Below are 3,409 nucleotides of genomic sequence, written 5' to 3'. Positions count from 1 at the left end.
ACCGCTCTTCCGATCTCATATGGGCTTTCTGAAGATAGCGTGATTTGATCGCCTTTGGTCTCGATTTTGTACGACTCATCAGACTCTATATTTTGAACTTCGGTCTTAGGAGCACGCTTGATGTCGATAACCAAGTTGGCTTCTTTTTCATTCTCAGCCTGCCAATTTAGTGTTGGTACACCGGTCTGTCTTTCAAGACGATCAATAAAACGTTTTGCTGTGTATTCAACACGGTCAGAGTTATAGCCTTTAATAAAAACTTTAAATTCGCTATCAACTGTAACTTGGCCTTTATTTAATTCCACCGTTTGTGGATAAGGCATTAGATTGAGATCTGTATTAGGAGCCATTGCTAATTCCATTATAAAAGTCAGTGAATCAACCAACGTAGAAACCAATGGAAAAATCATCGGCCTCAATATTAATTATTGGTATTTTTCCACTAATTAATACTGCCCTATAAATAAAGTGACTGGAACTACTTATTATTAAGCACGATCTTTACGGTAACAAGTCACGTCAACTTCTACCTTCACGTCTACAACTAAATCACACACCATACAAATACGTGCAGGCGGGTTCGCACCAAAGAACTCTTTAAAGACTTTATTAAATGATTGGAAATAACGAGAATCGGTTAGCACCACTTTTACGTGCATGACATCTTCAAGCTCATAGCCACACTCCGTCATGATATCGACGCAGTTTTGAATCGCTAGACGCGACTGATCAATAATACCACCTTCAACGACTTCTCCATCTGTCATTGGTGTTTGACCAGACACATATAAGAAACCACCAGCTTCTGTAGCCCGTGCAAAGGGTAAATGTTGACCACCTGTACCCGTACCACCTTCTACACCATAACGTTTAATTGACATTTTCTTACTCCAGTTAAAATGATTAATACTATTCATTGCTAAATTAATATTGGATTGGTATTCATCTAATTATTATTAAATATAAATACACCCGATCGTTTCTTCAGTACTGCCCCTTTATAATATGACAGTACACCATTGACAAACACATACTCTATACCTTGGGACGCTGATATAGGGTTTTCAAATGTTGCAGTATCTTTAACCGTATTTGGATTAAAAATAACTAAATCAGCATAAGCGCCTTCTTTTATAATTCCACGCTGGTTTAAGTTATATCGCTTCGCCGATAAACCCGTCATTTTATGAATCGCTTCCGACATGGAAAACAACTTTTCATCGCGGCTATAGTGGCCTAATACTTTCGGGAAAGTCCCCCAAAGACGTGGGTGTGGATGAGGATCATTAGGCAAGCCATCTGAGCCCACCATTGTGCGTTTATATTTAAGAACTCGCTTCACATCTTCCTCATCCATGCAGTGATAAACTGCGCCCGCTGGCTGTAACGCTTTTGCAGCGTCCATCAATGGCAGTTTCATCTCTGTTGCGATGTCTTTTAACATCTTGCCTGCGTATTGGGGCAACGCTTTGGACCAGGTAATGAATATATCAATCTCATCAGTAACCTGTTTCAAATCTAGTGTTGATGAGCTGGCTGAATATGGGTAGCAATCGCACGACACGTCTTGGTGTTTGGATGCCATTTCTAGGTGATCAATCACCTCTACCGTTCTACCCCAGTTACCTGCACCCGCACATTTTAGGTGTGAAATAACAACAGGAACGCGAGCGTGTTTTCCGGTTTCGAACGCTTCATCCATCGCGCTGATAATTTCTTCAAATTCCGTGCGCATGTGAGTGGTATAAATACCACCATGTTCTGCTAGAACCTCAGACAGCTGCATGACTTCATTTGCCGTAGCTTGTTTAGCACTGGCATAAGCAAGACCTGAGCTAAGACCTAGCGCGCCTTGATCCATCGCACAGGTCAAAGACGCTTGCATTTGAGCAATTTCATCATCGGTTGCTGTGCGATCTAAACGATCCATCACTTGATTACGCAACGTGGTATGCCCTACCAACGCCGCAACATTGACTGCAGGTTTTGCAGCTTCGACCGCTTCTGCATAAGCTAAAAACGAAGGGTATTTAAAATCTTGTTGCTCACCCAATAGGTTCATTGGATCAGGTGGAGCCGTTGTCAATACCGCGGGGGAAGCACTAATGCCACAATTGCCAACAATGACAGTCGTTACACCTTGGCTTATCTTAGGCAAACACTCTGGGTAGCGAATGACATTGGTATCATCGTGAGTATGTACATCAATAAAACCCGGTGCTATAGCGAGGCCATGCCCTTCAATAACATGACTGCACTCTTCTAAATCAAGCTTGCCGATTTTTTCGATACGGTTGTCCCGAATTGCAACATCAGCGAAAAATGCCTCTTCGCCAGAGCCATCGAACACCTCTATATTATTTATGATGGTATCGAATAACATTTCCAATCTATCGTTCCTCATATCTAGTGTGGTTATCTTATAATTTTCAGAAAAAAACACAGTGATAAAACACACAAAAACACCCCAACTGTTTGATACTTTCCAACACCAGTGCCATCATAAGAACCAGTAAATAATTAAAAACAACAACTTAATTAATGTTACTTTGCTTTCAATGCTGAAGGAACCACACAAATGAATGATAGAAACTATCACATAGAGCTACTTGGAATAGCGGATTGGGGCCAAAAAGGCCGTGCGGCCGTATCAGAGAAACAAGCGCGTTATTGCCTCGTCAGTGAAGAGATTTCCTTACCCGCCGCGGTCATCAAGCAGTCGTCACTGCAAAATAACCTGCAATGGATGCAGCGTTTTTCTGACCACCACAATGTGCGACTTGCTCCACACGGCAAAACAACCATGACCCCCGATTTTTTTAAGCAGCAACTTGATCATGGTGCGTGGGGAGTGACAGTAGCAACACCCATGCAAGCCGAGATTGCGGCATTGGCAGGGGCGAAAAACATCATCATGGCTAACCAACTGGTTGGAAAAGCCAATATGGCCATTGTTGAGAATTTGATTGAGCGCTTCAATGTCAATTTTTACTGTTGCGCGGATTCAATCGTTAATCTTGATCAATTGGAACGCTTTTTTACTAAAACAGATCTAACGCTGAATGTATTACTTGAATTTGGCGTTGAAGGAGGACGTTGTGGCTGTCGAAGCGGCGATGAGATTTTAGAGCTAGCTGATGCGATGCAAGGGATGTCATCGCTCAATTTGGCTGGTATTGAAGTCTATGAAGGCGTCATTCATGGCGACAATCAAGAGCAAATGATCCGAGAATTCTTAAGTGAAACACTTTCACTGGTTCAATCCCTTTCCATGAAAACACTGATCGCTGATAAGCCCATTGTTACCGGTGCGGGTTCTGCTTGGTATGATGTGGTAGCAGAGTGTTTTGCCAATCTAACCCATGCTACTGCCATTATTCGCCCTGGCTGTAGATCGGAAGAGCGGGTC

General features: G+C 42.5%; 4 protein-coding genes. 1 reads left to right on the top strand and 3 read right to left on the bottom strand.

Translation table 11 applies throughout. From position 1 onward, the window contains the following. From ACP45E_RS14900 to ACP45E_RS14890, 3 genes are all read right to left on the bottom strand, one after another. A partial coding sequence (locus tag ACP45E_RS14900) for a glycoside hydrolase family 20 zincin-like fold domain-containing protein (protein ID WP_277815709.1) occupies nt 1-410 on the bottom strand: 410 nt, incomplete at its 3' end. A gap of 78 nt (nt 411-488) precedes the next feature. Beyond that, on the bottom strand, nt 489-881 hold the full coding sequence (locus ACP45E_RS14895; RefSeq protein WP_017038696.1) for a RidA family protein: 393 nt from the start codon (nt 879-881) through the stop codon (nt 489-491). Nucleotides 882-946: 65 nt separating this feature from the next. After that, the gene (locus ACP45E_RS14890; protein WP_017038697.1) at nt 947-2,383 is read right to left on the bottom strand and encodes an N-acyl-D-amino-acid deacylase family protein; all 1,437 of its coding nucleotides are present in this window, start codon (nt 2,381-2,383) and stop codon (nt 947-949) included. A gap of 195 nt (nt 2,384-2,578) precedes the next feature. On the opposite strand from ACP45E_RS14890, the gene ACP45E_RS14885 reads away from it, so the two are divergent. After that, the coding region (locus ACP45E_RS14885; RefSeq protein WP_198927731.1) for an alanine racemase at nt 2,579-3,409 on the top strand (831 nt) is incomplete at its 3' end.

This window comes from Vibrio genomosp. F10 str. 9ZD137, assembly GCF_049974785.1.
In the GTDB taxonomy this organism is placed as follows: Bacteria; Pseudomonadota; Gammaproteobacteria; order Enterobacterales; family Vibrionaceae; genus Vibrio.
This window is presented reverse-complemented; position numbering and strand designations above follow the sequence as displayed.

Bases quoted from the DNA above. Each gene is read 5' to 3' on its own strand.
- ACP45E_RS14895 (WP_017038696.1), bottom strand. From the start codon at position 881: ATGTCAATTAAACGTTATGGTGTAGAAGGTGGTACGGGTACAGGTGGT.
- ACP45E_RS14890 (WP_017038697.1), bottom strand. From the start codon at position 2,383: ATGTTATTCGATACCATCATAAATAATATAGAGGTGTTCGATGGCTCT.